The following is a 688-nucleotide window of genomic DNA, read 5'->3' on the forward strand; positions in this document are numbered from 1 at the left end:
TCCATCCACACCCGGCTGCTGTTATTTACCGAAAATTGCATAGACTTTTCTTTTGAAAAACACACGTTCAATTTCGTTTAGGAAATTGAACCACGTATAGGCAGCAATGATCCCGAAGCACGCCGCAAATTCCCATGCCTTGAATGTCGCCAGTGGATTGAGCGAGAGCAGGAAGGAAAGTGTGATTAATGCCATTAATACGATAAATTTGCCGCCCAATACTTCCTTGAATTTTATTTCCAGGATATCAAAGGAGAAATAGAACATGAGCCAGGCGTCGGCACAGATTCTCAGAAGCCACACCAGCGCCGCGCCTTCCAGGCCGTAATAGCTGCATCCCAGCCAGAGCAACAAGCAGTACAGGGGAAATTCGACGACGTGCACCTTGGCCGTCAAGGCTGCCTTGCCGGCGCCTTGCAACAAGGAAAATGGAATTTGCGTGATGCTACTGATCAGGACACCATACGAGAAAATGCGCAACAGACTCGTACTTTGCTCTGAAAATGCAGCGCCCACCCATAGAGTAAGAATCTCTTGGCTGGCAAAGGCGATGATCAGCGTCATCGGCGTGATCGCCAGCAGTAAATACAGCACGCTGCGGCGATACAGTTCCAGCAGTTCATGGCCGCGGCCACCGCCGATCTGGCTGGAAAATGCCGGAAACAGCACCGCCGTCAAGGCGCCGGGA

The 688-nt window shown here is 51.2% G+C and carries 1 protein-coding gene; it reads right to left on the minus strand.

All coding sequences use genetic code 11. The annotated features are described in order from the left end of the window. Nucleotides 1-21: 21 nt before the first annotated feature. A partial coding sequence (locus tag AC0V2Y_RS28745) for an MATE family efflux transporter (RefSeq protein ID WP_475418482.1) occupies nucleotides 22-688 on the minus strand: 667 nt, incomplete at its 5' end.

The sequence above is a fragment of the Janthinobacterium sp. BHSEK genome (genome assembly GCF_056174685.1).